Source organism: Paralcaligenes sp. KSB-10, from assembly GCF_021266465.1.
GTDB lineage: Bacteria > Pseudomonadota > Gammaproteobacteria > Burkholderiales > Burkholderiaceae_B.
In genome coordinates, this window is sequence record NZ_CP089848.1 from 2,956,593 (window position 1) to 2,983,190 (window position 26,598).

General features: G+C 57.5%; 23 protein-coding genes and 1 pseudogene. 16 read left to right on the forward strand and 8 right to left on the reverse strand.

Features of this window, described 5'->3' with window-relative positions; genetic code table 11:
- Positions 1–29 precede the first annotated feature (29 nt).
- The 6 genes from LSG25_RS13570 to LSG25_RS13595 all read left to right on the forward strand — a co-directional run bounded on the left by LSG25_RS13570 (position 30) and on the right by LSG25_RS13595 (position 6,543).
- Complete coding sequence (locus tag LSG25_RS13570; RefSeq protein WP_232741455.1) at positions 30–716, forward strand: isochorismatase family protein; 687 nt, start codon at positions 30–32, stop codon at positions 714–716.
- Positions 717–806: 90 nt separating this feature from the next.
- Positions 807–1,784 carry a tripartite tricarboxylate transporter substrate binding protein gene (locus LSG25_RS13575; protein ID WP_232741456.1) on the forward strand — a complete coding sequence of 326 codons (978 nt, stop codon included), beginning with the start codon at positions 807–809 and terminating at the stop codon, positions 1,782–1,784.
- A 53-nt stretch (positions 1,785–1,837) separates the two neighbouring features.
- On the forward strand, positions 1,838–3,211 hold the full coding sequence (locus LSG25_RS13580) for an FAD-dependent oxidoreductase (protein WP_232741457.1): 1,374 nt from the start codon (positions 1,838–1,840) through the stop codon (positions 3,209–3,211).
- Between the two features lie 9 nt (positions 3,212–3,220).
- The gene (locus LSG25_RS13585; protein ID WP_232741458.1) at positions 3,221–4,624 is read left to right on the forward strand and encodes an MmgE/PrpD family protein; all 1,404 of its coding nucleotides are present in this window, start codon (positions 3,221–3,223) and stop codon (positions 4,622–4,624) included.
- A gap of 42 nt (positions 4,625–4,666) precedes the next feature.
- Complete coding sequence (locus tag LSG25_RS13590; protein ID WP_232741459.1) at positions 4,667–5,476, forward strand: aspartate/glutamate racemase family protein; 810 nt, start codon at positions 4,667–4,669, stop codon at positions 5,474–5,476.
- 92 nt (positions 5,477–5,568) lie between these two features.
- Positions 5,569–6,543: a tripartite tricarboxylate transporter substrate binding protein gene (locus LSG25_RS13595; protein ID WP_232741460.1), complete on the forward strand. Its 975-nt coding sequence runs from the start codon at positions 5,569–5,571 to the stop codon at positions 6,541–6,543.
- A gap of 100 nt (positions 6,544–6,643) precedes the next feature.
- Here LSG25_RS13595 and LSG25_RS13600 read toward each other — a convergent pair whose 3' ends face one another.
- The gene (locus LSG25_RS13600) at positions 6,644–7,579 is read right to left on the reverse strand and encodes a LysR family transcriptional regulator (protein WP_232741461.1); all 936 of its coding nucleotides are present in this window, start codon (positions 7,577–7,579) and stop codon (positions 6,644–6,646) included.
- 135 nt (positions 7,580–7,714) lie between these two features.
- Between LSG25_RS13600 and LSG25_RS13605 the strand changes: the two genes are divergently transcribed.
- From LSG25_RS13605 to LSG25_RS13620, 4 genes and pseudogenes are all read left to right on the forward strand, one after another.
- Positions 7,715–8,686 (forward strand): tripartite tricarboxylate transporter substrate binding protein, encoded by a 972-nt coding sequence (locus tag LSG25_RS13605; RefSeq protein ID WP_232741462.1) that lies wholly within the window; start codon positions 7,715–7,717, stop codon positions 8,684–8,686.
- The gene (locus LSG25_RS13610) at positions 8,683–10,278 is read left to right on the forward strand and encodes a sulfatase (RefSeq protein ID WP_232741463.1); all 1,596 of its coding nucleotides are present in this window, start codon (positions 8,683–8,685) and stop codon (positions 10,276–10,278) included. Before LSG25_RS13605 ends, LSG25_RS13610 begins: the two co-directional genes overlap by 4 nt.
- A 14-nt stretch (positions 10,279–10,292) precedes the next feature.
- On the forward strand, positions 10,293–12,653 hold the full coding sequence (locus tag LSG25_RS13615; RefSeq protein ID WP_232741464.1) for a cytochrome P450/oxidoreductase: 2,361 nt from the start codon (positions 10,293–10,295) through the stop codon (positions 12,651–12,653).
- 137 nt (positions 12,654–12,790) lie between these two features.
- Positions 12,791–13,705, forward strand: a pseudogene (locus LSG25_RS13620) (glutamate racemase); the annotation flags it as partial.
- On the opposite strand, the gene LSG25_RS13625 reads toward LSG25_RS13620, so the two are convergent.
- The 3 genes from LSG25_RS13625 to LSG25_RS13635 are packed head-to-tail and all read right to left on the reverse strand — an operon-like array spanning position 13,702 to position 17,455.
- Positions 13,702–15,780 carry an NAD(P)-binding protein gene (locus LSG25_RS13625; RefSeq protein ID WP_232741465.1) on the reverse strand — a complete coding sequence of 693 codons (2,079 nt, stop codon included), beginning with the start codon at positions 15,778–15,780 and terminating at the stop codon, positions 13,702–13,704. The pseudogene LSG25_RS13620 and the gene LSG25_RS13625 sit on opposite strands and share 4 nt — an antisense overlap.
- Complete coding sequence (locus tag LSG25_RS13630) at positions 15,738–16,754, reverse strand: tripartite tricarboxylate transporter substrate binding protein (protein ID WP_232741466.1); 1,017 nt, start codon at positions 16,752–16,754, stop codon at positions 15,738–15,740. The genes LSG25_RS13625 and LSG25_RS13630 overlap by 43 nt, the downstream gene beginning before the upstream one ends.
- A gap of 20 nt (positions 16,755–16,774) precedes the next feature.
- Positions 16,775–17,455, reverse strand: a complete 681-nt coding sequence (locus tag LSG25_RS13635) for a TetR/AcrR family transcriptional regulator (protein WP_232741467.1) — start codon at positions 17,453–17,455, stop codon at positions 16,775–16,777.
- A gap of 141 nt (positions 17,456–17,596) precedes the next feature.
- On the opposite strand from LSG25_RS13635, the gene LSG25_RS13640 reads away from it, so the two are divergent.
- The 3 genes from LSG25_RS13640 to LSG25_RS13650 all read left to right on the forward strand — a co-directional run bounded on the left by LSG25_RS13640 (position 17,597) and on the right by LSG25_RS13650 (position 19,032).
- A complete protein-coding gene (locus LSG25_RS13640; RefSeq protein ID WP_232741468.1) occupies positions 17,597–18,181 on the forward strand; it encodes a hydrolase in 585 nt (194 codons plus the stop codon).
- A gap of 98 nt (positions 18,182–18,279) precedes the next feature.
- Positions 18,280–18,492 (forward strand): DUF2945 domain-containing protein, encoded by a 213-nt coding sequence (locus tag LSG25_RS13645; RefSeq protein ID WP_232741469.1) that lies wholly within the window; start codon positions 18,280–18,282, stop codon positions 18,490–18,492.
- Between the two features lie 3 nt (positions 18,493–18,495).
- The gene (locus LSG25_RS13650; protein WP_232741470.1) at positions 18,496–19,032 is read left to right on the forward strand and encodes a DUF488 family protein; all 537 of its coding nucleotides are present in this window, start codon (positions 18,496–18,498) and stop codon (positions 19,030–19,032) included.
- 72 nt (positions 19,033–19,104) lie between these two features.
- Here the strand turns inward: LSG25_RS13650 and LSG25_RS13655 are convergent, their stop codons facing one another.
- Entirely contained in the window at positions 19,105–20,520 is a 1,416-nt protein-coding gene (locus LSG25_RS13655; RefSeq protein ID WP_255696569.1) for a LysR family transcriptional regulator, read from the reverse strand.
- A 34-nt stretch (positions 20,521–20,554) separates the two neighbouring features.
- Here LSG25_RS13655 and LSG25_RS13660 point away from each other — a divergent pair, with 34 nt between their 5' ends.
- The 3 genes from LSG25_RS13660 to LSG25_RS13670 are packed head-to-tail and all read left to right on the forward strand — an operon-like array spanning position 20,555 to position 23,201.
- A complete protein-coding gene (locus tag LSG25_RS13660) occupies positions 20,555–21,439 on the forward strand; it encodes an amidohydrolase (protein ID WP_232741471.1) in 885 nt (294 codons plus the stop codon).
- 51 nt (positions 21,440–21,490) lie between these two features.
- Positions 21,491–22,450: a tripartite tricarboxylate transporter substrate binding protein gene (locus tag LSG25_RS13665; RefSeq protein ID WP_232741472.1), complete on the forward strand. Its 960-nt coding sequence runs from the start codon at positions 21,491–21,493 to the stop codon at positions 22,448–22,450.
- Between the two features lies 1 nt (position 22,451).
- Positions 22,452–23,201 carry a transporter substrate-binding domain-containing protein gene (locus LSG25_RS13670; RefSeq protein WP_232741473.1) on the forward strand — a complete coding sequence of 250 codons (750 nt, stop codon included), beginning with the start codon at positions 22,452–22,454 and terminating at the stop codon, positions 23,199–23,201.
- Here LSG25_RS13670 and LSG25_RS13675 read toward each other — a convergent pair.
- From LSG25_RS13675 to LSG25_RS13685, 3 genes are read right to left on the reverse strand one after another with little or no spacing between them, the layout of a single operon-like run.
- Positions 23,198–23,968, reverse strand: a complete 771-nt coding sequence (locus LSG25_RS13675) for a citryl-CoA lyase (protein WP_232741474.1) — start codon at positions 23,966–23,968, stop codon at positions 23,198–23,200. The two genes, LSG25_RS13670 and LSG25_RS13675, sit on opposite strands and share 4 nt — an antisense overlap.
- 33 nt (positions 23,969–24,001) lie before the next feature.
- Positions 24,002–25,492 (reverse strand): class I adenylate-forming enzyme family protein, encoded by a 1,491-nt coding sequence (locus LSG25_RS13680; RefSeq protein ID WP_232741475.1) that lies wholly within the window; start codon positions 25,490–25,492, stop codon positions 24,002–24,004.
- Between the two features lie 35 nt (positions 25,493–25,527).
- Complete coding sequence (locus LSG25_RS13685) at positions 25,528–26,532, reverse strand: tripartite tricarboxylate transporter substrate binding protein (protein ID WP_232741476.1); 1,005 nt, start codon at positions 26,530–26,532, stop codon at positions 25,528–25,530.
- Between the last annotated feature and the right edge of the window lie 66 nt (positions 26,533–26,598).

The following is a 26,598-nucleotide window of genomic DNA, read 5'->3' on the forward strand; positions in this document are numbered from 1 at the left end:
TAAATCAATTTCGATAGTGGGATGGAATCATGAAACCTTGGGACAACATCATCAGCGCAGACGAACAGGCCGGATATCGGGCCGCGGGTTTTGGCCGGCCGGGGGGTATCGGCCAACGACCGGCGCTGCTGATCATCGATGTGCAGTACCGTACCGTCGGCACCCGTCCGATGCCCTTCTGGGAAGCCATCAAAGAATTCCCCACCAGTTGCGGCGAAGTGGGCTGGCAAGCGGTCGGCAATATTCAAAAACTGCTCGAGATGTTCCGCGCCAAGGGTTGGCCAGTGCTCTATCCGCATGTCGCGCCGAAAGTCGCAGGTGAAGGCGGCCGTTTGGCGGAGAAAGTGCCCGCGATCATGAATATCGCCTCGCACGGCTATGACTTCGTTGCCGAGATCGCACCGGCCCAGACCGACGTACTGCTGCCCAAGAAACATCCGAGCGCGTTTTTCGGTACCGCCCTGGCGAGTCATTTGATCGATTTGCAGGCCGATACCCTGATCGTAACGGGATGCACGACGAGCGGCTGCGTGCGAGGGAGCGTAGTAGACGCGTTTTCGCTGAATTTCAAAGTCTTCGTTCCGCAAGATTGCGTCTATGACCGCAGCGCCGTTTCCCATGCGGTCAATCTATTCGACATGTCGGAAAAATACGCCGATGTCGGCACCACCGAAGAGTTGCTGGATCGTCTGCAGGGTGTGAGCCCGGCCCGCTAAGGGGCCGGGCCAGACGCGCCTCGGTACTTGCACGCACGCATGCCCTGAACATAACCGTTTCACCCGCATAACTGAACAACTGGAGGAGCAATGAAAATCACACGCAGGTTCTTATCCGCCGCCACACTCGCAATAGCCCCGCTGGCCACGGGCACAGCCGGTGCCGAGCAGTATCCGACCCACCCCATCACGCTCATTCAGCAATTCGCACCCGGAGGAGGCAGCGATGCCGTGGCACGGCCCTTGGCGCCGGAGTTGGGCAGGATTCTGGGCCAGTCCATCGTGATCGATAGCAAACCCGGTGCCAACGGCGTCATCGCCAACCAATTCGTGGCGCAATCCAAACCGGACGGCTATACCTTATTGTTCGCCTCGGCCGGCCCGATGACGGCGGCCCCGCACCTGTACAAGCTGCGGGTCGATCCACTGAAAGCGTTCATCCCCGTCGCGCTGGTGGTCAAGACGCCCTCGGCGATCATCGTCAATGACACGGTCAAGGTGTCCACGCTGAAGGAGCTCGTGGCCCTGGCCAAACAGAACCCCGGACACATTACATACGGTACTTCCGGCGTCGGTGGAGCACCTCATCTGGCGGGCGAAATGCTCTCCGCGGCCACCGGCGCAAAGTTTCTGCCGGTGGCCTACAAAGGCATGGGGCCGGCCATGACGGCCGTGCTGTCCGGCGAGGTCAACTTCGCTTTCGCGGACATTGCTTTTGCCGTGCCGCTGATCCAGTCCGCCCGCGTCAAGGCGCTGGCGACAACAGGCCAGAAGCGTTCGCCCATTCTGCCCGAAGTGCCGACCGCGCAGGAAGCGGGTGTGCCAGGTTATCAATCCAGTACGTGGTACGCCATTTTTGCACCCAAGGGCACCCCCGATGCCGTGGTCAAGCGCTTGCATGACGCGGTCAACCAGGCCTTGGCCGGCGACCTGAGCAAGCGTTATACCCAGCTAGGCATGGATCCGGCCAACGGCATGAGCCAGCAGGCATTCGCCGATTTCGTAAAGGCGGAGTACGACCGTTTTGGCAATATCATCAAGAAGGCCAATATCAAGATCGAACGATAAGACGGGTGCCATCGCCCATTGCCACATGTCCTGACTCACTCGCCTGAGGAACCATGGAACATACAGAGTTCGACTATGAAGCGGATGTAGTCGTCGTCGGCGCCGGCGCATGCGGGCTGATGGCGGCTTACCGCGCCGGCCTGCAAGGGCTGGACGTCATATTGCTGGACAAAGACTCCAGGCTCGGATGCAACGCCGAAATTGCCAGCGGCTCCTTGCCCGCGGCCGGTACGCATCATCAGCGCGCGGCCGGCATCGAAGATTCGCCGGAGCGGATGGCGGCCGATATCCTGCGCAAGAACAAAGGCCGCGCCGATGCCCGGATCGTGCATGCGCTATGCGCCCTTTCAACCGAAATCATTCGCATTTTCGAGGAAGATCTGGGCGTACCGATCGAACTCAATCAAGATGCTGGACGCTCCGGCTTTTCCGCCCTGCGCCTGCACAACGGGCCGGGCCGGACCGGTGCGCCACTGATACGGGCTTTGCAAGGCGCACTGGCGCGAATGAACAACATCACCCATGCCGATCGCACGCCCGGCATGGGTCTGATAATCGATGCGCAAGGAGCGGTGAACGGTGTGCGTGCCGGTCCTGACGGTGAACAATGCATTGGAGCCAAGCGCGTCATCCTGGCCTGCGACGGCTTCGGATCGAACCAGGACATGATTGCGCGCTACATTCCCGAAATGGCCGGAATCGATTGCATTGGCGTGCAGGGCAATACCGGCGACGCCATTCGCTGGGGACTCGAGCTGGGAGCGGCGGTCGCTCATATGTCCGCCTATCAGGGGCATGGACTGGTATGTGCGGGCTACGGCACCCGTCTGTCGCCGGAAATCCCGCAGCTCGGTGCGGTGATCGTCAATCGGCAAGGCCGGCGCTTTGCGCGCGAAGACCAGGGCTATTCGGAATTCGCCCAAGAGGTGCTGGCGCAGGCGGACCAGCAGGCCATTGCGATTTTCGATCAAAACATGTTCGACGTGGTAGCCCGGCTGGACCACTGGAAGGAAACCGTGGCGTCCGGCGCGATCAAATCCGCACCCACCCTCGCGCAACTGGCCGAAAGGTTCAAGCTGCCGCCGGAGGCATTGCAGCAAAGCTTCGAGGAATGCGCGGGGATACGCCCGGATCCCTGGGATCGGGCAGGCCTGCCGGTGCCTCAGGCACCGCCATTCTACGGTGCCGTCATCACCGGTGCGATGGTGCATACGCAAGGCGGCCTGGTCGTGGATGTGCACGCGCGCGTCAAGCGGCCCGATGGGTCCCGCATTCCGAACCTGTACGCGGGCGGCGGCTCGGCGGCCGGCATCTCCGGAGACTGCGCGCAGGGCTATATGTCCGGAAACGGCCTGCTCAGCGCCTACGGACTCGGCATGATAGCCGGCGACCATGCCGCACAGTCCTTGCTTGTTCACGCTTACTAGGAGAATCCTATGTCCAGCCGCCTCAGTTCCGCGCCTGCCGACCCCAGAGAGGTCTGCGAGCAAGCTATTCTCCAATTGTTCGACTGGGCCTTTTCGACGACGCCGCACGATATCCCGGAAGAGGTCAAGCGCCGCGCGGTATTGGTCCTGTTCGACGACCTCGCCGCCATGACCGGCGCCGCCGCCGAGCCGGAGTTCCAACGCCTGCTGCCCAAGCTCGGGGGGACGGGGGGGACGCCCGAAGCCACGATCATTCCAGTACCGGGGCGAAAGACCGATCGCCGCAACGCGGCCCTCATCAACGCTGTCGCCACTAATTGGCTGGAACTGGATGAAGGCTATCGCCTATCGCCCTGCCACGCGGGCCTCTATGTGCTGCCTGCATTGCTGGCCGACGCGGAAGCCGACGGCACGTCATTCGACGATCTGCTGCACGCTATCGTGCTTGCTTACGAAGTCGTAACCCGCGTCGCGCGCGCCTTCGAGCAACGTCCCGCGGTGATGCAATCGCATGGCCGATTCGCCGCCGTGGGTGCGGCGGTGGCGGTGGCCCTCAATCGCAAGCTGTCGGCGCAACAGGCGTTGAACGCCGCCAGCGCCGCCGTTACATTGATCACTCCCGCGCCGCGCAATCACCTGGCGCTCGGCGCATTGGTACGCAATGTGTGGGCCGGCGTGGGCGCGCAATCCGGCATGGCCGCCGTGGAATGGGCCGATGGTGGAATCTCCGGCACACCAGGCAGTTTTTACGATGTGTATTGCACGGTGCTGGGCGGTATTTCCCATGAGAAATTCCTGACGCAGGAACTGGGCCGATCCTGGGCCATCCTGGACGGCTACACCAAGATGTACGCCTGCTGCCAGCACCTGCACGCCGCGGTCGAGGCGACACTCGAGATCCGCGACCAGGCCATACAGAAAGGCGTAGACAATATCACCGCCATCGAGGTGGAAACCCATGAATTGGCGCTGCCTCTGCAGAACCCGCAGCCTCACAACACCTTGGCCGCAAAGTTCTCGATGTCGCACGCGCTGGCGGCAGCGGTGGTGCGCGGCAACGGTGGCGCCGACGCCTTCTCCAGCGCCATGCTGGCCGATGAAAAAGTGAATCGACTGCGTCAGCGCGTATCCATGGCGCCCTGGCCCACGCCGATTCCAGCGCCGCCAAACGATAGGCCGGCGCGCATACAAATGGGGTTCGCCGACGGCACGCAGCTCGTAGCGGAGTGTCTATCGGCCACCGGCGGCCCTGACCGGCCTTACGCGGACGAGCAGCGGCTGGACAAGATCGGCGCACTGACCCAATCGATGTATCCACGCCTGCGTCCGGCTGCCGATGCTCTGATGACGCTGCCCGCCGCCCGCATGCGCCAGCCTTGGCGCGACATCGTCGCGGCCTTCACCGCTTCTTGATTATTGGCGGCATGCCAGGCACGCCGACCGGAGGAATGAATAATGCGCATACTTTTCCAGAGCCTCGTCGAAACCGGTCGCACTCCGGCCTACTTCGCAGGCATGCACGAGCGGGTCAAAAAAATTGCCCGGCCCGGCGTGACGGTCGACTTCATCGGCATGCCGGAGAACGTCTATGGCAAATACACGCCCGCGGATGTGGTGAAGTATCCATATATGGCGGCCTTCAGCACGCAGCTCATCCTGGAAAACGCGCTGCGTGCCGAAGCGCAAGGTTATGACGTGTTCGTGGTCGGCTCGGTGCAGGATCCCGCTCTCGAAGAAGCTCGGTCTCTGCTCGATATTCCCGTGGTGGGCTATGGCGAATCCGCCATGCACTTCGCCTGCTGCATGTCCACTCGATTCGCCATACTGGTGTTCCAGGAAGGCTTCGATCAAATGATGGACTTGCGCGTCCAGCGACTGGGCCTGGCCACACGCGCACTGCCTACGCTGCTCATCGACGCCAGCTTCGAGGATATCAGCCGCGGGCTTTCGGAATCCGAGCAACTGGTGGCCAAATTCGAAAAAGCCGCGCGAGTAGCGATTGCACAAGGCGCCGAGGCCATTATTCCAGGCCAGCTCTATCTGAGTGAAGCAATGGCGCGTGCCCATATCACCCGCATCGACGAGGTGCCGATAATCGATGGCCTGAGCGCAACGATCAAGATGGCCGAAGTAATGGCGGACTTCAAGGATATGGGCATCAGCGTGACCCGCCGCGGCTATCTGCATGCGCGGCCTCCGGCCGACATGGTGCACCATGCGCGTCAATTTCACGGCCGCGCGAACAACAAGCCGGACAAGGCTTGAATGCGGCCGCATCGTTTTCAAGTGTAATTTTCCATTGACCCAGGGCTTATATTCCGCAAAGGGAAATCAGCCCATCTATTCCCGGAGCCTACATGTCCATCCTCAAAAATGTTACAAGCATTCTCGCAGGCCTCGCGCTATGTACCGCCGCCGTTGCCGCGCAAGCGGCGTATCCGGATAAGCCGATACACTTGATCGTGCCTTTCCCCGCCGGCGGCGGTACCGACGCCACCGCCCGCCTCATCGCCGCCGAACTTGGGCCTCTTCTGGGGCAGACCGTAATCGTTGAAAATCGTGCCGGCGCGGCGGGTACGATTGGCGCGCAATCCGTGGTTGGGGCAGCGCCCGACGGCTATACCCTGTTTTTCTCCACAACGGGGGTGCTGGTCATCAACCCCTATCTGTACAAAAACCTGCGCTACGATCCTGTCAAGGACTTCACCCCCATCAGCCCGGTTGCCTCCTCCGCCAACGTGCTGGTGGTCAACCCCAAGGTACCGGTGCACACCGTCAAAGAGCTGATCGCACTGGCCAAGTCCGAACCGGGCAAGCTCACGTTCGGCTCTTCGGGCATAGGCAGTTCCAGCCACCTGGCCGCCGTCATGCTGGAATCGCTTACCGGCATCAAGCTGCTGCACATTCCATACAAGGGTACGGCACCGGCCATCACCGACCTCGTAGGCGGCCGCATCAATATGATGATCGACAACATTCCCAGCTATGTGGAACTCGCCAAAGCCGGCAAAGTCCGCCCGCTGGGTGTCTCGGGCACCACCACATCGCCGCTGTTTCCCGGCGTTCCGACCATTGCCCAGGCAGGTGTCCCTGGCTACGACATCACCATCTGGTATGCCATACTGGGACCCGCCGGCCTGCCCAAAGAGGTGGTTGAAAAACTCTCGACAGCGATACAGCAGGTGGTCAAACACCCCGGCATGGATAAAAAGCTACAGGCCATCGGCTCCGATCCCATGACGCAAACACCCCAGGAATTCGCCGCTTTCATACGCAAGGAAAGCGAGAAATGGGGACGCATCGTGCGGGAATCCGGCGCTGCCGAACAGTAAAAACCATAAGCGCCGCACAATGTCTGCGCCATGTGCGGCGTTCAGCCCCTGTATGAGGGCTCATGGCGAGCAAGAGCAGCTTCTTCACTTTGACCTTGTCCTACTGACGAGCAGCCGGAAATAAATCTTGCATGATTTGTACCGCCAGTTGTATTTGGCTAGACACAACGACCTGCTTCCGATACAGCAAGCTGATGGCGCCAAAGTTGACGCCCGATTTTATGGCTAGAGTTTTGACGAGGTTTTTGGTTTCATAGTAGCCAGCCAGGCTTTGGGGCAGCACGCTGATCCAGTTATATTGATTGATAAGCGAGATATTGGTTAATAAGGAGTTCGACTCAATGGAATCGGCAAGCCTAAGCCGGGCCCGATCGAGCATCGCTTCCACGCAGTCTCTTTGAACGGTACCGCTAATGGGGATGATCCAGCGGTACGGGATCAGTTCACGCAAGTGTTTCGGCTTGCGCTGTATCAGTTCGTGTCGCGGTCCGCATACGATAGCTACCGGTTCGTCATACAAAAACACCTCATGAATCCAGTTGCGATGGAGCGCATCGGACACACGCCCCAGAACGAGATCGAGCTCTTCCCGCTCCAGCTTTTCAACCAGGACGTTCAAGACGCCTTCGAAAATAGTGAGCTCGAGCCCGGCGTCGTGCTCGATCAGGCTGGAAATCAATTTGGGCAATGTGTGAACCGACGAGGAAGGCAGCACGCCTATGCGCAGGATACGCCTGTCGCGCGTCAGCAAGGATCGGACTTCGTCGCCTACTCTTTGTGCCGCGCCATTTAGATTTTGCGCATGGGAAATCAAAAGCATGCCCAGCGGCGTGGGTTTGGTACCGTAAGGCGTGCGCAGGAATAGCGGCGCACCGACGTGCTCTTCAAGCTGGGCCAGTGCCTTCGAGGCAGCCGGTTGGCTCATATTCAGGCGATCGGCCGCGCGTCCCATATGCTGGGTTTCATATAGGGCCAGAAGCAGCTCGACATGACGTTTTTTAATGTACAGCTGAGGGAATAATGGCTCGCTCATCATATATTTATAGTTATCGCGGTGGTAAAAGATTTCATTTTACGTTATGGCGATGCGGCGCCACACTATTGAGGAAATCACATTCGCATCCCTATTCGTTCTAGCGAAATGGCGGTCGCGATAATCCAGGAGAGCGGCATGAAGCATTTGATCAAAAGAATATTGGCTTGCAGTCTTGTAGCAACTGCGGTCAGCACCCCGGCCATGGCGGCCGATAACTATCCATCCAGACCCATCAAAATCATAGTGCCTTATGCGCCCGGTGGGGCCACAGATGTCATTTCACGTTTATTGGCGCAGCGAATGTCCACGGCTTCCGGCTATAACTTTATTGTGGAGAACAAGCCCGGCGCAGGCGGTGGAATTGGCGCGGGCTACGTGGCCCGCTCCAAGCCAGACGGCTATACCCTATTGATGGGGACTTCAAATACGCACGGCCTTAATCCATTCATTTATCATGATCTCGCTTATGATCCGCAAAAAAGTTTTGCCCCGGTGGCCGCTGTAGTTGATAACGTCGTGGTATTGCTCGCCAATCAAAGCTTTCCGGCCAGCAGCCTGAAAGAAGCGGTCGAGGTCATCAAGACACACCCTGGAAAATATAGCTATGCCTCGCCCGGGGTGGGTACGGTGCATGAATTTGCCATGGCATTGCTGAGCAAGAAACTGGGCCTCAAAATCCAGCATGTACCCTACAAGGGCGCTGGCCCTGCCATGATGGATCTCGCGGCGGATACGGTGCCTTTGATGATGGGCGGTTTGGCCCCGGCACTGCCGTTCATCAAGTCCGGTAAAGTCAAGCTGCTGGGTATTGCCAACGATGAAAAATATGATTCGATCAAAGGGGTGGAGTATTTTTCCGATCTGACCACAGGCGCATCCGTCAGCTCCTGGCTGGGATTGTTTGCGCCGGCGGGTACATCCGCCCAGACTGTGGAGAAACTCAACACGCTCGTCAATACAGTATTGGCATCCCCCGAGTTCATTAAGGAGCTGGACAAGCAGGGTACAAAGCCCCTGCCCATGACGCCGGAGGCATTCAGAAAACTGGTGGCCGACGGGTTGGCCTTCTGGAAAAAGACAGTAGAAGAGACTGGGACGACACAATGAGCGTTGGATCCGATGCGCCGGTAAACTTTCTGTTTTTCATTACTGACCAGCAACGGGCGGATCATCTGGGCTGCTATGGCAATCCGGTGGTGAAAACCCCCAATCTGGACACGCTTGCCCGGCGGGCCAGCCAATTCAACAACATGCATGTGGCAACTCCTATTTGCATGCCAAATCGCGCAAGCCTGATGACCGGCCGCTTTCCATCCACGCATGGAGCCCGCCACAATGGTATTCCACTATCCTTGCAGGCCATGACCTTTGTTGAATCGCTGCGGCAAGCCGGATATCGGACAGCACTGGTGGGCAAAGCACATCTGCAGAACATGACACTCAGGCCCCCGGTGTGGCCGGTGCCTCTTGAAAGTCGCTTGAAGCAGGAGGCCATGCGCGCCACACCGGGTAATTACGACCAGGAACGGCGAAAATACTGGCTGTCCAGCGACGATTTCGATCTGGACTACCCTTACTACGGCTTCGAGCAGGCACGTCTGGTGGATGAACACAGCGACGAGGTTCATGGCCATTATCGATACTGGCTGCGCAAGCACTATCCGGAACTGGAGCGCCACGTCGGTCCGGATGGCGCCATGCCCACACCCGGCTATGCCCTGTCGAAAATCCGCCAAGCCTGGCGCACACGCCTGCCTGAAGAGATTTATCCGTCAGCGTATATTGCCGATCGTGGCATGGACTATTTGCGGGAATTCGCCGCGCAAGGACAACCTTTCTTCCTGAAGTGTTCATTTCCCGATCCGCACCATCCGTTTACACCGCCCGGCAAGTATTGGGACATGTACGACCCAGCGCAGATGGAACTACCCCCTTCGTTCCATGGCACGCCGACATCGGTGCCCCCTCATGTGAAGTGGCTCTACGATCAGCGCGATTCCGGCAAGGCCATCAAGAACACGCCCGCCATATTTGCCTGCAATGAACAGGAAGCCAAAGAGGCACTGGCGCTAAACTATGGCTCGATCAGCAACATCGATCACCAGATCGGCCGGGTGCTGGGCGAATTGGATCGACTGGGGCTGAGCCGCAACACCGTGGTGGTGTTTACCAGCGACCATGGCGATTATCTGGGCGATCATCAGCTTATGCTTAAAGGGCCAATCCACTACCGAGGCCTCACCCGTGTGCCATTCCTATGGGCGGAACCAGAAGGCGCAGCCAAAACCCTGAACTCCGACAGCCTCGTCAGCACTGTCGATATCGCTCCAACGGTACTGAACCGCGCAGGTGTAGCGCCCTACAACGGCATTCAAGGGCATAGCTTGATGCCTGTCATGGCAGGGGCAGACACGCAATTGCGCGATGCGCTAATCATTGAAGAAGAAGGGCAGCGGGTAATACTGGGTTTCAATACTCGCATACGTTGCCGGACTTTGCTGGCAAACGACTGCCGCGTCACCATCTACGATGGCGCCAATTGGGGGGAACTCTACAATTTGGCAGAGGATCCGAACGAACTGAATAATCTGTGGAGCGATTCTTCCAGCGCCTGCCTGCGCGCCAAGATGCTGGAAAAACTTGCGTACATGATGCTCAATCATGTCGATACCAGCCCCTATCCCACGGCGTTGGCTTAAACGGAGAAAGCAGCATGACGAATGCCATCCATCACAAACTTCCTTCAGCCTGCCCAATCGCGCACGTAGCCGGAGCGGTGCCAAAACCCTCGACGGGCTGCCCTATCAGTCAGCACGCCGCCGATTTCGACCCGTTTCAAGATGCTTACATGGAAAACCCTTCCGAATTTATACGCTGGGCACGCGAAAAGGAACCGGTTTTTTATAGCCCCAAGCTCGATTACTGGGTCGTGACACGTTATCAGGCGATTAAAAATATTTTTCGAGACCCGATTACGTTCAGTCCGTCAAATGTTTTGGAGCCGATAGAGCCGCTTTCAAATGAAGCGGCTGCCATTTTGAAGCACTATGGCTATGCAATGAATCGGACCTTGGTCAATGAGGACGAGCCGGCGCATATGGCTCGACGACGGGTACTGATGGCACCTTTTACACCAGAACACCTGAAGCAACATGAGCCGATGGTGCGCCGCCTGGTCACAGAGGCCATCGATCAGTTTATGGATGAAGGCCACGTCGATCTGTTCCAGAAGCTGTTATGGGATGTCCCCTTCTCCGTGGCTTTGCATTTTCTGGGCATCGATGATGACTCGGATCGTGAAAAAATGCACCGCTTTTCGATTGCGCATACGGTCAACGCCTTCGGGCGGCCGACCCCTGAGGAACGGGAGTCGGTAGCGCATACCGTCGGTCAGTTCTGGCAGTTGGCAGGCGAAGTGCTGGAAAAAATGAAACGCACGCCAGATGGACCGGGGTGGATGCGCTACTCGATCCGTCAGCAAAAAGACTATCCGGATGTGGTCACGGATTCCTATCTGCACTCGATGATGATGGCGATCATCGTGGCCGCGCATGAAACGACGTCCTTTGCATCGGCCAATGCGATCAAAATGCTTCTGGAACATCCGGAAGCTTGGCAGGATCTGTGTGCCGATCCCGGGCTGATTTCACCTGCAGTGGAAGAATGCCTGCGGCATAGCGGCTCCATTGCATCATGGCGGCGCAAGGTTATGAGTGATGTCGAGATTGAAGGCGTCCGGATTCCAGCCGGCTCCAAGCTATTGCTCGTAGTCGCTTCCGCCAATCACGATAACAAGCAATTCAGCGATCCCGATTTTTTCGATATCCGGCGTGACAACACAGTCGAGCACCTGACCTTTGGCTTCGGCGCTCACCAATGCCTGGGCAAGAATATCGGCCGGATGGAGATGCAGATTATCATCGGCGAATTGACACGGCGCCTGCCCCACATGCGATTGGCCCAGCAGTCGTACAAATATGTCCACAACTTGTCGTTCCGCGGGCCGCGAAATCTCTTGGTGGAATGGGATCCCAATCTCAATCCCGAGCGGCTCGACTCGGTAGCATTGCAACAAGTTCAACCCGTACGGCTGGGAGCGCCTCTCGCAAAAAACATGGTGCGCAAGCTTGTGGTGGAATCGGCGGAAAAAGTGGCGCCAGACACGGTACTCCTGCGTTTGGCGTCTCCCACGGGATCGCCGCTTCCGAATTGGACCCCAGGGGCACACCTGGATGTCGAGTGTGGTGATACGGGGTTGTCCCGACAGTACTCTCTGTGCGGCGATCTGGAAAATCGCGAGACATGGCAGATCGCGGTACAACGCGATCCCAATAGCCGCGGTGGGTCGGCCTGGATACACGATTACGCCAAACCAGGTGCGACGCTGCGCATTCGCGGCCCACGAAACCATTTCCGCATGAGCGAGGCATCAACAGATCGTATTGTGCTGATTGCCGGAGGCATTGGCATTACCCCCATCATGGCTATGGCACAGCATGCACAGTCTCTTGGCATCGACTACGAAATTCATTTCAGCGGCCGATCTCGAGCTGCACTGCCGCTTATTGAAAACCTGCAACGCCGCCATGGCGTTCGCCTGCGCTTGTACATCAGCGAAGAAGGGCATCGAAACAATTTCCGTGAACTCCTCGCCCAGCCCAACGCCACAACGCAGATTTACGCATGCGGCCCCTCACGGATGCTTGATGACCTGCAAAATGTGCTTGTCCAGCAAGGCTGGCCTGACCGTGCCCTTCATGTCGAGCATTTTATCAACACCGCCAACAGGCTTGATCCGGATAGGGAAATGGCTTTTGAGGTTGAGCTGAGAAACTCCGGGCTGACATTACAAGTGCCCGCAAACAAGACCCTGCTCGAGGTATTGCGAGCATCCAATATCGATGTGCAAAGCGACTGTGAAGAAGGCCTTTGTGGAGCCTGCGAAGTGGGTGTGGTGTCGGGTGAAATAGATCATCGCGACAGCGTGCTAAGCCTCACGGAAAAGCAGAAAAGCACACGGCTGATGGCGTGTTGTTCCCGCGGTTTGTCAAAACCGCTTGTGCTTGACCTCTGAACCAGAGGCCGGACGCAACCATGTAAAATTCCCGCTATTCTTGCTTGCCCGCGGGGATTCGCGAAGCCCCGTTTCAGGAAATTGCAAAAGACGCATTGTTTTGGCCCAAGGAAGCGTGGTGATAGGGGGTTTTTGATTCTGGTAGTGGCGGACTTACGGTCCTAAAAGAGCTCAGGGCAACACTGCCTGACCAACACTTCATTTACTACGGTGACCACGGGAACGCACCCTACGGTAACCGCGATGCCGACTCGATCTACGAACTCACCCTGTCGTCGTTGACACGACTCTTTGCCCTGGGCTGCTCCTTGGTCGTGGTGGCGTGCAACACGGCGGCGGCTACGGGACTTCGCCGTCTTCAACAGACGTGGCTGCCCATTCACTTCCCCGACAAGCGTGTCATTGGCGTCATTGTCCCAATGGTGGAAGCGATGACCGGTGTTCCTTGGTCGACGACGCACGATGTGGATAAGCAAGGCTTCGTTCGGAAGAATGTAGCTGTCTTTGCGACACGGTACACGGTGAACAGCCAAGTATTTGTCGAGGAAACAAGAAGGCGAGCTCCCGAAATCAACGTGATTCAACAGGCCTGCCCAAGCCTCGTCAGGCTTATCGAGGCGGGTGCCCCATTACCTGACCTTCGACGTGCCGTCCGGCGCTATGTCGCCCTTTTACTGCGCCGCCTGGACGGAGAACGCCTGGCGGCGGCGCTACTCGGCTGCACGCACTACCCCTTGATCGAGGATCTCTTCGTCGAGGCTTTGCCCAGCCATGTCGAGATTTTTTCGCAACCGAAAATAACCGCCAACAGCCTTGCCGCCTACCTGGCCCGTCATCCGGAGTTCCTGGATAGCCGAGAGCCGGGGATCTCTTTCTATACCTCGGCAACCCCGGAAAATATAACGAAGCTTGCGAATCGCTTTTTTGGCAGCAACCAGATCCAGTTCAATGAACTGACAAGTGTCGGCTGCCGCTCTGGCAGCATATCAAATGGCCGCATGCATACCTGCCCCCAATCTGTGCAGTCACTACCATTGGCCACGCCGCACTAAGCGGCCAGGCGCATGCCTGCCCGATGGCCGTCCGCTGTCGCCGCAAGCAGGTCGCGTGGCGACAGGCAGTCACCCACGGGAATGACTTCGACGCCCGCTTCCTCAAGTTCGGCAAGCATTTCGTCGTTCCGAGCCCGCGGCGTTGAATAGGTGAGCAAGGACAGGTTCGCAATCCGGAAAACCTCGCCTGTGTAAAGATGCCGGTAAGCCAGCTCCCCCCCCTCGATAAGCTCATTCCACATCGGTTCGCACAGGAAAATTACATCTATCCCCTTTTGTGCCAAACGGCGATGCACGCCCTGTCGGGTCACCAGCGACATATCGTCGGCAATGGAATTGCGCGGCGTGATAATGACGACGCGCTCAAACAGTGCATGCAGGCGCTCCGCCGCGGCGTAAGTACCTTCGCCATGATCCATATCGAAAATCACGGCGGTACCCGGCTGCCGAGCGGTAATATCCAGTAGCGCGCCCATAGCCTGGCGCAGGTCGGGCACCATTCCGGATTCTACGGCGTCGGTGGGCAGCCATGCCGGCGGCATCATTGTGCCGCCTGTGGCCAGTACCACCGCATCCGGCGAGAGCGCCAGAATACCCGGCACATCGGCCTGCACGCCCAGCTCGAACCTGACCCCGGCCCGTTGTGCGCAAACTGTCTGGTAATCGTAGATGCTGCTGACCTCTTCGCCTCCCGGAAAATGGGAACGCAGCCACGCTTTACCGCCAATATGGGCCGATTGCCCGAAGACAGTGACCTTATGGCCACGCGCCGCAGCAACCCAGGCGGCTTCCATTCCCGCGATGCCCGCCCCCACCACCACTACAGATCGGGGAGCCGACGTAGGGGCCGGCCAGAAATCAACTTCGTCGGGATCGCAAACACGGGGATTGTTCACACAGGCGACCGGCGCATGCCGTGTAATGATGGTGTCCCAACAGGTGTTACATGACACGCAATAGCGTATGTCGTTGCTTCGGCCGGCCGCTGCCTTTATCGGCCAAGCCGGATCCACCAGCAGCGCCCTTCCAAGCCCTATCAGCTCAGCTTCCCCACGCGCAAGTATGCCTTCGGCCTCGGCTGGATCGGTAATGCGCCCCAATGCCATGTGAGGCGTATGCGGAGCCGCATGACGCAGTTGCGTGGTGAGCTGCAGGTAAGGCAGTCGCGGACCATAACGGTCCGGCACATGCATCTCCAATGTGCGGCTATGAGTGCCTTGCGCAAAGGCAATGTAGTCGGCCTGGCGCGAAGCGGTCAGCAAAGAGGTAATGATCATGGCCTCTGCCGGACCGATGCTTTGAGGCATACCGTCGTCTCCGGGCAGCTTCAAGCCGATGATGAAATCGCGGCCGCAGACGGCGCGGATGGCGGCCACGATTTCGGCGACAAACCGCGTCCTGTTTTCCCAACTGCCGCCATATTGATCCTGCCTGTGGTTGGAATACGGAGACATGAATTGATGAAATAGATGCCCGTGTCCGCATGACAGTTCCACGCCGCTGAACCCGCATTGCTGCAAGCGCCGCGCCGAATCGGCGAAATCCCCGACATACCGCTCGATTTCAGCAATGCTGAGCGCACGTGGCGCGGACCAGCTCAAGTCATCGGGCAGGACAGAAGGAGCAACCGCATTCAGATGGCGGCCGGCTTCATGGCGCGCCCGGCCCGGATGCTGTATTTGTCCAAGCAGCCGGCAATCATGTTCCTCCACCGCGGAGGCCCATCGTTTCAAATCGTCGGTATTCCTGTTGTCGAAAACATGCACTTTCGCCGGCACCGCCTGCATGGCCGACATGGCCAAAGGTTCGGTGATGATCATGGCCGCTCCGCCTCGAGCCCGATTGGCATGATATTGAATCAATGCCGGCGTAACCTGTCCGTCGCGAGCCGTGAGAGTGGTCATGGAGGCATGCGCGATCCGGTTGCGCAGGTATTTTCCCGCCAGGGAAAAAGGCGTTTCCAATAAAGGTACAGCAGTCACGGGCGAACCGGCCGCCTGCGACGCAGGCGTTTCAAGGGAAGGCATCTGATTCAATCGACTTTGATATGAGCTGTTTCCACGACGTTTTTCCATTTCGCTGATTCCTGGCGAAAGAAAGCAGCGAACTCCTGAGACGTGCCGCTGCGCGGCGTCGCCCCCAGCTTGGCCAATTGGGCAACGATCTGAGGCGAACTGATGGCCGCATTGATCGCTTGATTCAAGGTCTTCTCCACAGCGTCCGGTATATGAGCGGGAGCAAATACACCCCACCATACGCTTACCGTGAAATCTTTCATGCCCTGCTCTATGAAAGTGGGAATTTCCGGCAAGACTGGGCTGCGCTTTTCGCTGGCTATACCCAATGCCTTCAGCGTCCCCGCCTTCAGATAAGGGATGGCATTCAATTGATTGGTGAACATCAACTGGACGTGACCGCCTATCACATCGGTCAAAGCGGCATTGCCCCCGCGATAAGGGATATGCTTGATGTCCACCTTGGCTTGCGCATTGAACATTTCCGCGGCCAGATGCTCGGTCGTACCGCTTCCGCCCGAAGCAAAATTGAGGCTGTTGGGATTCGAGCGAGCCAAATCGATGAGATCTTTGACATTGTTGGCCCGCACAGACGGATTGGCCAGCAACAATGTTGGTACCGTTCCCACTAGCGCAACAGGCGCGAGGTCGCGATCGGGATCATAATTAAGGTTGCTGTACAGGCTGCCGTTGACCGAATTGCCTGTGGATCCCATCAATAAGGTATAGCCGTCCGGATCGGATTTCGCCACGAATGACGCCGCGATATTGCCGCCCGCACCGGTACGGTTTTCGACAACGAAATTCTGGCCCAGGCGCTTGGTGAGGTCCGCCGCAAGTATCCGGGCTACGATATCCACCGCCCCTCCTGCGCCGAATGGCACGATCAGATGGACCGGCTTATCGGGATAGGCTTGCGCAAAAGCCGTGGGCACAATTAGCGACGATGCCCCGGCCAGCAAACCCGCGCCGCACAAAGCGTTCCCCACGGCTTTCAGCATCCGACGCCGGGCGTTTCCATTATTTTGATTCATTTTGCCTCCCCCTTATAGACTCAGTGTTTGAATCCTGCTACAAAAAAACTGATCAGCCTGGGAATCGTATTGCCCTTGGCTCGAGGATTTATCATCCCCTTCGAAAGCCGGGATATCCTTTGCGAGTTCGCCATGGTGTAGTGAACAGCCCCCAACAGAAAGTGAAACCGCCAATAGATTTCTTCCTTTGGAATTTCCGGCAAGGCCCGGCAAAACTCTTCGATAAATAGGCCATTCGATTCATCGAACACGGCCGAAACCAGGTTCTGGCTCTGTACAGAATCAAACGCAAGGCGCGCTCGCAAGCGTAGAAAGGCTTCGCCGTTTTCAGCGGACGATTGCAGCTCCAGGGCCGGCACCAGAAAAGCATCCAGGATGTCTTCAAGCTTGGCCTTCCCTAGCGCATCGCGCGGAACCTCTCTCAGTTTCTTCAGCCTGCCTTCGACAACCGGCTTGGTACGCTCTATAAACAACTCACTGAGCAAACGCTCTTTCGAGCCAAAGTGATAGTGGATGGCGGCAACATTCACGTTGGCCGCCTCCGTCAATTCACGAAACGTAACATCCAGGCCTTTATCGCCAAACAGGCGCTCCGCCGCATCGAGTATTCGCTTGCGCGTGTCGGCTGGCTTATTGTCAGTTATGGGATCCTGCTGCGTAGTGTCGATTTTGCGCTCGGGTTTCATATTGGAAGAATGCATTCTATTTTATTAAAACAAATATTTCAAACATTTGTTTTAATAAAAACAGTACACTGACGGCACGCATCAAAGCGCTGATCTCTGTTTTTCCACAAGGCCGGTAAGCTAAGGTTTGTTTTTATAGTAAAAGGATCGCTGTTCATGGACAAAAAACCTCTTTCAGTAGACTTTAAGTCGACCGCACTGGTTTTGATCGATCTTCAGCATGGCATTGTTGCCATGGATGTAGCGCCCATTACCGGCGTCCAAGTAATACAGCGCTGCGCCGCCTTGGCTCAGCGCTTTCGTGAACTCGGCGCGCCGGTCGTGCTGGTCACCGTGGGGAATCTGGCCGATGAGGGCGATATGCTGCGCCCAATAGCCGACGCCATGGCTCCAGCCGGAGTTCGCCGGCCTGAAAACTGGTCCACGCTGGTTCCCGAAATCGGGCCGGAAGCCGGTGATATCCTGATCCGCAAGCGCCAGTGGGGCGCTTTTTATGGAACAGAGCTGGACTTGCAACTGCGGCGCCGCGGCATCAACACAATAGTGCTGGCGGGAATAGCCACTAATGTAGGCGTTGAATCCACAGCGCGCGATGCATTCGAACATGGCTATAACCAGATTTTCGTCAGCGACGCTATGGCGAGCACATCACGCGAAGCACACGAGGCAACCTTGAAATTCACCTTCCCCAGGATAGGCCTGACGCGCAACTCCGAGGAAGTGCTCCAAGCCCTGAAATGAATTCGATCCTCGATTAGGCGGATAATGTCCTTGCATGCAGGGCACGCATAGCAAGCCAGGCGTGCGCACCCTCTATGCACATAACAGGAATCATTGCCATGACCACGAAATTCAAGATTGGCGACCATGTGGGCTGGAACTCTGAAGCCGGCCAGGTAAGCGGCACGATTACCAGAATCCACACCAAGAACTTCGAGCACAAGGGTTATACGCACCATGCAACAGTGGCCGACCCACAGTACGCAATCAAAAGCGATAAAACCGAGCACATCGCCATGCACAAAGGCACGGCGCTGCACAAGATCGACTAGGCCATGCCTAAAAAAAGCCAGGCAACAACAGTCTGGACTATCGGCCATTCAACACGGCCGATCCAGGAGTTTCTCGATCTGCTTGCCGAGCATCAGATTCAGACCATTGCCGATGTACGCAGCCTGCCTGGCTCGCGCAAATACCCCCAGTACGACCAGGAAACACTGGCCGCCACGCTGGCGGCGCACGGTGTAGGATATCAATGGCTGAAGAGCCTGGGCGGACGTCGGCGTGCTCACCCAGGCTCGCCGAACACCACCTGGCGCAATGCCTCGTTTCGTGGCTACGCGGACTACATGTCGAGCCCTGAATTCGCGCAAGGGTTGGACGAGCTACGCGAGCTGGCCTGCCGGTCGCGCACGGCATTGATGTGCGCGGAAGCGGTCTGGTGGCGCTGCCACCGCTCGATGATCGCCGATGCGCTCTGTGCCGACGGCATCCACGTCTTGCATATTATGGATGCCAAACACTGCGTCACCCACCCAATGACTTCACCGGCTCGCATCGTAAACGGCCAACTGACTTATACCCTGCCGTAGTCCAACCGAACGGACACCGCGGCGGCTTCGGCTAACAACGCCAGCAACTGTTACCTCGACGATAAGTTGCAACTACCCTGCAGTCTGACAACCCTTGTCGGCAAGGAGCGCATCCCGATTCACGGCGCGCAAGTGCTTGAGCAATGCAAGAACGCCGGCGGAATGCGCCGCATCGGCCCTGGTCGCGATGCCGACCGGGCGCGCAGTCTCGCACAGATCGACAGGCAGGATGCAGAGCAATCCGTCCCGTTCTTCGAAATAGACCTGGTGTCTTGAGATCATGGACAGGCGGTTGCTCTCGACCAGCAGAGCGCGTATCGTCGCCAGGCCATTCGACTCAATCGGATTGGACGGCATCGCAAGCCCCGCGTTGCGCATGGTGCGTTCGATCACACGGTATGCCGGCGTACCTCGCCTGGGCAGCACCCAGCCCCACTGTCCAAGCTCTGCCAATGTCAGGGCCTTCGGCTTGTCGAGCGGATGGCCCTTGCGGGCGATCACCGATAACGTGCTGTCGAACAGCCGCTCTTGCACGATGTCGGTGGCCGGACATGGCGAACGCAGCGGGCCGACGATAACGTCTATATCGCCATAGCGCAGTTGCTGCAACAGAGTATCGTAAGATCCATCCACAAGGCATATCTTCAGGCCATGGTGCTCCTCGATTAGACGGCTTACGGCACGCGGTACCAGCAGCGTACCGGACAGCGGCAAGACGCCTACCCTGACGCGGCCCATAATGACCCCCGTGCTTTCCGCAATATCGCCAGGCATGGCGGCAATTTCGGTCAAGGCGAGTTTTCCGCAGCGAATCAGAATCTCGCCTGCGGTCGTGGCAATCATGCCGCTGCTGGCTCTCAGCAACAAGGGTACGCCGACCTGTCGCTCCAGATCGTTCAAGGCCTGTGCCACGGCCGGTTGCGAAATACCGAGAAGCGTGGCCGCAGCACCCTGCGTGCCTGACTCCGCCGTGGCGATGAGTGCCTGAAAATGGCGGTGTGTCAGGGCGTGGACAAGGTGGCGCACCGAGCACCGAATTATTTTATTCTCGGCCTCTTCCCGGCGTAGATGCCCGGCCAGCTCGCTCTCCGCCTGCTCCAGATGCATCAATGCGCGCGTGGCGCGCTTTTCCGCAACCGCGCCGAAGGAAGTCGTACACATGCCTTGGGCGGTACGATGAAACAGAAGCACACCAAGCTCACGCTCGAGCTTCTGGATTGCACGCGTTACCGCCGGCTGGGTCAGATGCATTTCTTCTGCCGCCTTTCTGACGCTGCTCCATCGCGCCACCCCTACGAATGCACGGAGGCGACGCAGATTGGGTTCGATAGTCGTGATTTCCAGCTTGCTGCCTCCTCGATGCCCCCGCGGGACGATGGGCCACCACGGCAGCAATAAGCAAAAGGTATCGCTGCATGGCCAAAATGCATTATGCCCTCTTGCTCCCCCTTCTGCATACTGCAAGCAGGGACCCGTGATCGCATCCACGGATCCAGCCAATTGCTTAATGGAGATCCCCCCAATGCCTTATTTAACGCCTCCTCCCGATAGCTCTCCCAAAAAGCCGGCGACGATAGCCCCAACGGGAGGTTGGGACTGTCAAATCCACCTCTTCGGCCCTGTCGAACAATACCCTTTCGACCCCGACAGCCCATACGTTTCGGCGCCAGCCTTGCCCGAAACCGCCATAAGGATGCTCGATACCCTTGGACTGGCGCGCGCTGTTGTTGTAAGCGGCGGCGGGTACGGTCGCGACTATCGGTATCTGCTGGATGTGCTGAAGCGCTATCCGCAGCGCTTTGTCGGTGTAATTCTGCCGCCGGACGCACTCTCGGATGAGGAGCTTCAGAGGCTGGACACGCTGGGCGTACGCGGCGTTCGATTTGTCAGCGCCAGGCGGGCATCCAATCTGCCGCAGATACTGCCCGACATGGCAGCCCAGGCTGAAAACATAGGCTGGCCCATCCATTTTTATCCGCACGGCGAAGATATCGTCGAATATTCGGACCGCCTGCTTTCATTGCCCAACAGCAAGATCGTCCTGGACCATTTCGGGAGCGTGCCAACGGCCAAAGGCCTGGACCAACCCGCAATGAAAGCCATACTGAAGATGCTCGACACGGGCCGTGTCTGGATCAAGCTTTCCGGACCGATGCGCTGCGCTGCCGGCAATATGCCCTATCCGGCGGTCACGCCATTTGCCCGCGCCTTGATCCGCCATGCCCCCGACCGCATGGTCTGGGGCTCGGACTGGCCCCATGTCAATATGGTCGACAGGCAAATGCCCAACGACGGCGACCTGTTCGACCTGATTGCGGACTGGGCGCCCGATGAGCATGACCGTGCCAGGATCCTGGTCACGAACCCCGGCCAGCTATATGGCGCGCCACCCCGGTCCGAGGCCTGAGGCCGACGCACTGCCGCAGGAACGGGAAACAATAAATACAAGGAGACTTTCATGAAGCGCTTTTCCATCATCCCAGCATTATTGATCAGCACGCTGCTTGGCACTACGGCACAGGCGGACACGTTCCCCAGCCATCCGATCCATCTCATCGTACCGTTCTCTCCGGGCGGGAGCACGGATCTCGTGGGCCGTCTCGTCGGTGCAAAAGTAGCGCAGATCCTGGGCCAGCCAGTTGTTGTCGAAAATCGCGCGGGCGCGGGCGGCTCTATTGGCTCGGCCTATGTGGCGAGGTCCGCGCCCGATGGCTACACATTGCTGATGGCAACCACCTCGCATACCGCCAATCCGGCCTTATACAAATCACTGCCATACGACACGCTGAAAGATTTTGCACCCATCTCCCTTCTTTGCGACATGCCCGGGCTGCTTGTGGCCCATCCGTCATTGCCTCCCAATAATTTCAAGGAGTTCATCAGCTACGCCAAGACACACAAGCTGGATTATGGCAGCGCTGGAATCGGCACCTTCCCCCACCTTTCGATGGAAATGCTGAAAAGCCGCGCCGGCCTGCAAATGACACATATCCCTTATAAGGGCGCCGCGCCCGCGCTGGCCGATCTGGTGCATGGCGTCTATCAGGTGAAAGTTGATGCATACATTACGGCGAACGGCTTCGTGCAAAGCGGCAAGCTCAAGCTGTATGCGGTCACCAGCGCACAACGCATGGAGCAATTGCCCAATGTCCCCACCGTCGCCGAATCCGGCTACCCGGGCTTCGAATCAACCTACTGGATCGGCATTGTCGCGCCCTCGGCCACACCGGCACCTATACGCGCAAAGCTGGAAAAAGCTTTCATGCAGGCTATCCACGACAAGGACGTGTCGGCAAAACTCATAGCGACCGGGACACGCCCAATTGGCAGTACGGCAACCGTTCTGGATCAACGCATCAAGCGGGAACTGACGCAATGGCCGGTAATTCTGCGCGACGCGGGCATCAAGGAACACTAGCATGACGCCGAACCGCCCCCATGCCGCCTTGATAGCACCCACCGGACGCCTGCGCGCAGCCATAAATCTAGCCAATCCGGTGCTTTGCTCAGGGCATACCGCGGAAGGAGAGGTCGCGGGCCTGGCCGCCGATATCTCGCTCGCACTGGGTCGCTGGCTGGGCATGGATGCCGAGCTGGTGACATTTGACTCCGCCCGCCGTTGCGTAGCGGCGGTGCTGGACGAGAAAGTGGACGTAAGCTTTTTCGCCATGGACCCGACGCGAGGCCAGGAAATTCACTTTACGCCGCCCTATATCCAAATGGAGGGCATCTACGTGGTGCCGGACAGTTCCCCGATCATCGTCGCCGCGGACGTCGACCGCCCAGGCCATCGCGTTGCCGTCGGGGCGGGCAGCGCCTACGCGTTGTTTCTTGCACGCGAGTTCAAATACGCACAAGTGATTGAAGTTCCCACCTCGCCCGAAGTCGTCGATACCTTTGTCCGCGATGAATACGAAGCCGCCGCTGGCGTAAGGCGCCAGATTCAACGCGATGTGGCCAAACATCAGCCCGGCTTGCGCATAATCGAGCAGCCATTCATGGCCATCCACCAATCGCTGGCCATTAAAAAGTGTCGCGGAGACCTTGCATGCTCCACCCTGAATGAATTCATCGAAGACATCAAGGCAGGCGGTTTCATAGCCCACGCATTGCAGAGCCATGGAATTGCAGGGCCTGCCATTGCGCCCGCGGGCTACCCTGCAGGCTAACGGTCGGTGCTTTTTTTAATATAAGGGATCGCTTGATCTATCGTGTCCCATATAAATCGACCGCTAGGGACTCGTTGCTCCTCGGCAATATGTGATACCAGGCCAGCGGCTCGTGAAATCACGGCAAAGCCGCGCATCAACTGGGTGGGAATGCCGAGTTCTCCCAATAATGCCGCAACGGCACCTGTCGCATTAATAGTGATGTGCTTTCCATACACGTCGTCTACGGCTCTGTTCAGTGTAAGCAAGGCGTTGACATGGGACTGGGCCAGTTCAGTTTCCCGCTGCGCAATTTGAATCAGTTTGATCGAGCGTGGGTCGTCGGGTTTATGCAGATGGTGGCCGAAGCCAGGCAAATGCTGTTTGTCATTTTTATATGAATGCGCGATATCCAACGCCGTCTGTTCCGGATTACCGGAATCGAGCAATTGATTGAGCAACCCGGAGCAGTTTTCCATCGTGCCCACAAATTGGCTTCCAACCGCCATAAGCCCCGCCGATACAGCCCCTTGCAGGTTTTCCGGGGCGCTCATATAGATGAGGCGTGTCGCAATGGCGCTGGGGGTCAGGCCATGTTCCATCAGCGTGATGAGCACCGCATCGACAATTCGCAAATCGACAGGTCGCGGAATGCGGCCGGTAATTTGCATGAACATGACCTCGGTGAAGGTGCGCTCGCCAATTAAATCGTTGACCAAGTCCTTGTCCCGGTAGTTCATGCCTGTAAGACTGTGAGCGCATAATTCCGTTGTCGGCGTTTTATTCATGCTGGTTCCTTGTTTGTTGATTCTGGTGTTCAGTCAGGTCTGGATCGTTTGGCTTGCCTTGGCCTTTATAGCCATTTTCAATACTTTGCCCACTGCTGATCTGGGTAGGCTATCGTAAAAATAAATGTGCTTGGGTGTGAGTACCGGCCCGAGCTTTTCACGCACAAACGCCTTAAGTTCCTCTTCAGACACCGAGAACGAGGGTTTGCACTCTATGGCGGCGTTAACCGTTTCCCCCCACTTTTCATCGGGCACGCCGAAGACGCACGCCTCATGCACGGCCTCGTGTTGCGACAGCGCGGATTCAACGTCTATGGGATAAACATTGAATCCGCCCGTGATGATCACGTCGCGCAATCGCTCTTTAAGAAACAAAAACCCGCGCTCGTCTATATACCCTGCATCGCCTGTAAGCAGCCAGCCATTGACAATGGTTTCGCTGGTTTTTTCGGGCAATTTCCAATAGCCCGTCATCACGAGATCGCCCTTGATGGCGACCTCGCCCAGTTGGCCTGTTGGCAAGTGCGTGCGATCGGGCGACAAAATGGCAAGCTCCGAGAGCCACGTCACTCGGCCGACGGAGGTTCGGTTTTCAGGTAGCGCCAAGTCGCGGGAGCTGAGCAAGGTGGCGATTTGCGGCGCTTCCGTCTGGCCATATGTTGTGGCGACGACCGGGCCGAAAAACTCCTGTACGGCGGAGATTTTTTCGGCGGGCATCGGTGCCCCGCCATATATCAGCAGCCGCAGCGACGGGAAGCATGCCCGGTGTATTTCCGGCGCTGTCATCAACTTGTAGATCAGGGTGGGAGGCATGAAGGTCATGGTGCCTCCTTGCCGCGCGAATGCATGGCCGATGTCAGCCGCGGAGTTTGATTTGCACAACAGCAGGCATCCGCCTTGCGCCAAAATGGGCACAATATACGTTCCCGTGCCATGACTAATAGGCGCGCATATTACAAATTTGTCGTTGAGGGTAATTTCCCAGCCCGCAATCTGATTAATAATGCCGGCCACCCAGGCTCGATAGGGTTGCATGACCCCCTTGGGAATGCCGGTCGTGCCGCCGGTGAATTTAATGGCCTGGGTGTCGTCCCGTGAATGCTCAAAACGCAGGGGCGACTGATTCCGGTGGCTGTCGATCAATTCAGGAAACTGGGAGAACTGAATTTTCTCATTGCCGTGGCCGCCAATCAGGGCATCGCCCAGATTGTCAACCAGTATGGCCGTGGGTGTCGTCGTTTCCAGAATTCGGTGAATTTCACTCGAGGTGCTTCGGTAGTTCAGGGGAACCCATACTTTTCCCGCCGCCAGAATGGCCAGCATGCCGACAATGTAGCTGGGGGCGTTGGCCGCGCATAATCCGACTCGGGACCCAGGGGCTGGATCTCTTTCTTGAAGCGCGACCGCCAGGGCATTTACAGCCACCATTAATTCGGCATAAGTGATGCATTCGGTCGGACTTTCGATGGCTATTCTATTGGCGTGCGATTGGGCTGCACGATACAGAAAATCTATGGGAACCATTACGTTGAGCGCCTTTCTGATGTCATGAAAAATAATTAATTAACCTTGATATTGGCCTTGTCGGCCACTTTCGCCCATTTGACGATTTCCTCTTGTGTAAATTTCTTCAGACTTTCCGCTGAGTTCGTTCCCTCTGGAGCGGTAAAGCCCTGTTTGTCGAAAATCGCGACCACCTCGGGGGACTTCAAGGCCTTGTTCAAGGCCGTATTGAGCGTTTTGATCACAGATGCGGGAGTGCCCGCGGGAGCATCGATTCCAAACCAGGAAGATACGACAAAGTCCTTGACGCCCATCTCAGCGAAAGTGGGCACATTGGGTAGCGGCTTCACGCGCTCAGTAGTCGTGGTGGCCAGTGCGCGCAATTTGCCGGCTTGTATATGAGGCAGGGACGAGGGTAAGTTGTCAAACATGGAATCAACCTGCCCTCCCAATAAATCGGCCACCGCGGGGCCACTGCCGCGATAGGGAACATGCATGATCTTGGTATTGGTTTTTATCTTGAACAGTTCACACGACATGTGGATCGATGACCCTATGCCCGACGAGGCGCAAGTCAGCTTGCCCGGGTGGGCTTTGGCATATTGGATATATTCCTGCACCGAGTGGATGGGTAATTTGGGGTTGACGACAAGGACGTTCGGGATGGAGGCCATCATGCCTACAGGCGCAAAGTCTTTTACGAAATCGTAATGAAGGTCTTTGTAAAGAGCACGGTTGATCGTGTTGGCGATCGTGCCGACATACAAGGTATAGCCATCTTTTTTCGCGCGCGATACATACTCCGCGCCGATATTGCTGTTTGCTCCCGCCTTGTTTTCAACGATAACGGACTGCTTGAGTTCGAGAGTGAGGGATTTGGCTATTATCCGGGCCAGAATGTCGGTGGCACCGCCCGCCGAATACCCCACGATCAAGGTAATGGGTCGTGACGGATAGGCCGCTTCGGCGGCTTGCGTAGGCGTATTGCCCAACATCGACGCTGGCAGCGCCATGCACAGCAAGCTTACCTTGAGGCGGGATTTCCAGGAAGTGGATTTCATTCTTGTCTCCATTATTTGTCTATAAATTGAACATATAAATAGCATCAATCCCTATAATAGGCAGGT